The sequence below is a fragment of the Microcystis sp. M53602_WE12 genome (genome assembly GCF_030065455.1).
Lineage (GTDB): Bacteria > Cyanobacteriota > Cyanobacteriia > Cyanobacteriales > Microcystaceae > Microcystis > Microcystis aeruginosa.
The window spans coordinates 1-3813 of record NZ_JASJFB010000317.1 but is presented as its reverse complement, the minus strand read 5'-3'; the positions used below and the strand labels follow the sequence as shown (position 1 = coordinate 3813).

Sequence of the window (3813 nt, the reverse complement as noted above, 5' to 3'; positions counted from 1 at the left end):
GGTTAGAACAAGATAAACTTGAGAATCTTCGGTCAAATTTATTGACTCAAAATCAGCTATACTTAATTTAAATGAAACAGCCCTACCTTGATCAGGGGGGTGCCGATAGGCGGGGGGATCCCCCCTTGATCCCCCCTTGATAAGGGGGGTGTCTGACAACTTTTAACACCTACCTACTTACTCTTTTTGACCTGTTCCCTATTCCCTCATCGAAAGCCGACTAGCTTATGACATTTTTATTATTATTAGTTACTTTCCTATCGCTAATAATTTGGTTATATTTAATCTTAGCCAGGGGACAATTTTGGCTATCTAACCAAAAAATTAATTCTGTCACTTCTCCCTTAACAAATTATCCAAAAGTCTCGGCAATTATCCCCGCACGAAACGAAGCCGACGTTTTACCCATCAGTTTAGCTTCCCTCTTTAACCAAGATTATCAAGGCGAATTTTCCATTATTTTAATTGACGATCAAAGCAGTGATGACACGGGGAAAGTTGCCCAAAAAATTGCCGATAAATCTCATAAATCTGAACAGATAACTATTATTTCTGGACAGCCTTTAGAGATAGGATGGACGGGTAAATTATGGGCAATGAAACAGGGAATAACAGAGGCTACCGAGAAATTTGCACCCGATTATTTTCTGTTCACCGATGCTGATATTGCCCACCCACCGGATAATTTAACCCAATTAGTTACTAAAGCAGTACAAGAAAAACAAGCTTTAGTTTCCCTGATGGTGTTGCTACGCTGTGACAGTTTTTGGGAAAAATTTCTCATTCCTGCCTTTGTTTTTTTCTTCGAGAAACTCTATCCTTTTCCCCTAGTTAATAATCCTAATTCCCCGATAGCAGCCGCCGCCGGGGGTTGCATTTTAATTCGCCGAGATATCCTAGAAAAAATTGGCGGTATTGAGATTCTTAAACAAGCTTTAATTGATGATTGTTCTTTGGCGATTGCGGTTAAAAAATATCTGCAAAATCACCCAGAAAATAACGAGAGTTCCATCTGGTTAGGATTAACAGAAAGCACCTATAGTCTCCGTCCCTATCCGGATTTAGCAAGCATTTGGAATATGGTAGCCCGCACCGCATTTACGCAACTAAATTACTCAACACTTTGGTTAATTGGCACAATTTTCGGGATGTTTTTAACCTATTTAGCCGCCCCCTTGGGCTTAATCTGGGGATTGGTCTTAAAAGAAACATCAATTATCATAATTAGCGCCGTCACCTTATTACTAATCGCCCTCTCCTATAGCCCGACTTTAAGACTATATAAATTATCCCCCCTGCGGGCTTTAACTTTACCCCTAATTGCCCTCTTTTATAGTTTAATGACCGTCGATTCTGCCCTGCGTTATTGGCGCGGTCAAGGGGGGGGTTGGAAAGGGCGAGTTTATCCTAATTAGGGATTGCTGAATAATGGTAAAACCCTTTTAAAATAGGACTTTTGACCTGTTAAAATTGGAACCTTTAAAAACCCAGCATTATCCTTTTACAGTACAATAATTAGTAGTAGGGTGCGTTAGCGATAGCGTAACGCATCAAATAAATTAATGATAGATAAGAACTCTTGCAAATTAATTATATGTTATAATAAAGTTAAATTAATGATAGGTGTGGTGCGTTACGACGGATTGTTAGATTTAAGTTTAAGCAGAGATTGTCGCCGTCTAACGCACCCTACGTTTTACTTGCAACAAGGAAATAATTCATAATTTTAAGGAAGTCCCAGACAATAGAACGCCCCCCAGTAACGATAATCCTGAAAAGGCACTGCGTCGGGAGCAAATTCGTCGAGCCACTTGATCAATTCGCCGATTTTCTGATAATTGGCTTGAGCAGCATTGACGTTGGGATCCTTAGTTTGGCGCATTTGTTGCCAAGTCTGATAAGCCTGCTGATAATCGACTGTCAAACGGTCCCGCCAGTCTTTTTGGCAAGTCTCCCGCAACGCTTGACGAGCCTGATGTAGAGCCGTTAAACGTTCCTCTCCGGCCCGCCGGGCGCGATGGTACTCCCGCGAAAACAGCGCCGTAGCTAGATCAGTCACCGCCCAATGACTACTAATCACAGCACGAGCGCCCCCCAGCAGAAAGCCTGTACCTAAGCTGAGGGGTTCGTCCAGTAATTCCCGTCGCAGCTTTCCCTCTTGATCTCGGGAAGTGGCAAAACTGAGACCGGTTTCACAACAGGAGAGAAACACTTCCGACAATTCGGGAAAACGCCACAGGGGACTAAGTAAATCCCGGAGGGTGACTTTTTGCCCCCCGTCTAGGACGAGGTGGGAGTTGAGGGGATCATCGGGGCGGCTGGTGGCGTGGTGGCTGGAGAGCAAAGCCTGCAATTGTTTCAGCAGTTGCAGATAAGAGTCGGGGGTGACTGTGCGCCCCTGTAGCCGCCGTTGGCGAGGCACATTCCAGGTTTGGGCGACCCACTCACACTCTAGGGGAGTATAGGGCAAATCCTCTGTGGTGTTTTCCACAATCCCCAGGGTGTGGGGAGTGGGTTGCGATCGCTCTTGGCACAGTCCGAGAATTTTCGTACTGGGGACAAACTGAAGGCGAAAGCGATCGCCCAGTAGTTGACCTTCGGCGGTGGGTAGAAGGTCGAAGGGAATTTGGTGCAGGAACAGGTGGGGAATCAGAATTAACTCAGTGATGCCCTGGAGGTGCTGTTGGATGAGGGTATCGAATTGCAGGCGGGTTGCCAGTTCTTGCAGACGAGTGGCCATAGCTTGGTGCCACTCATGCCGACGCTGCTGGCGGGATTGGGGGGTCTCTGCTTGATTAATCGCAATGTAGGGGATAACCCAGTTGACGACCAGCCAGTTTTGCAAGTCGTTGGCGGACTCCGGGGGATTGGGAATAGTGTGGCAGTTGACCCATTCCCCGCCATCCTGGGCGGGGCGACGCAGGACAAAGATGTGGGTATGGGTGGCGGTGGTATAGAAGCTGAGGAGGGCAGTCTGGGGGGATGGAAGCAGCGCCGTTAGTTCATCGAGTCGGGGTTGGGGTTGGGGTTGCTGAAGTTGGGCGGTGATGGCATCAAAGCGGTAGAGAGCGTCCCAGGCTTGACGTTCGGCGGCTTCGGCGGCCTGGAGTTGTTCTGTGGCAAAGCTGGCGCGGGTGTTACCGATGGGGTAGGGTTGGGGTTTCTGGGTGAATCCGGGCTGGTCGAGGGGGTTTTGACGGAGTTGGGATTGGATCTGACGGCTATCCTTAACCTGCTGATACCAGGCTTGTATCTCTGGGGGAACGCGCCCATCGGCGTAGAGGTCGCCCACAGCGATCAGGTCGGCGAGGCGTTTGGAGCGGGAACGTTCGACGGTTCGCAGCGCCAGGGAGAGGTCGCCTTGGTTAACGGCGGCTTGGATTAGGTTTTCATAAACACCGATGGACTCGCGGACAATCTCTTGGCGAAGGGCTTCACTGGTTGCCCAGGCGCGGCTTTGTTCAACGGCTTCCACGGCGACGGTGTAGCCTTCTAGGGCAATGTCCCACCAACCCTGCTGGAAACCGAGATTGCCTAAGTTGCGCCCAGTTATCAGGGTGTCAGCAGGTAAGAGAGCGGGGTTGAGAAAGGAAAGTGCTTCTCGATAATTGGCGATCGCCCGTTCTAGGTTGGCTACCGGCTCTTTCCCTAGTTCGGCTTGGGTGCTGTAGGCTACGCCCAGATTAGTGAGGGTTTGGGCTAAATCCCTTTCTAATCCAGGTTGGCGGCGGATGGTGGTGGCTTCGGTATAGGCGGCGATCGCCCGTTCTAGGTTGGCTACCGGCTCTTTCCCTAGTTCGGCTTGGGTGCTGT

2 protein-coding genes are annotated in these 3813 nt (G+C 48.9%); one reads left to right on the top strand and one right to left on the bottom strand.

What is annotated here, in order from left to right:
- The first annotated feature begins 227 nt into the window (after window positions 1-227).
- Window positions 228-1415: a glycosyltransferase gene (locus PX482_RS11305; protein WP_004159611.1), complete on the top strand. Its 1188-nt coding sequence runs from the start codon at window positions 228-230 to the stop codon at window positions 1413-1415.
- A 311-nt stretch (window positions 1416-1726) separates the two neighbouring features.
- Here PX482_RS11305 and PX482_RS11300 read toward each other — a convergent pair.
- The coding region (locus PX482_RS11300) for a CHAT domain-containing protein (protein ID WP_288122448.1) at window positions 1727-3813 on the bottom strand (2087 nt) is incomplete at its 5' end.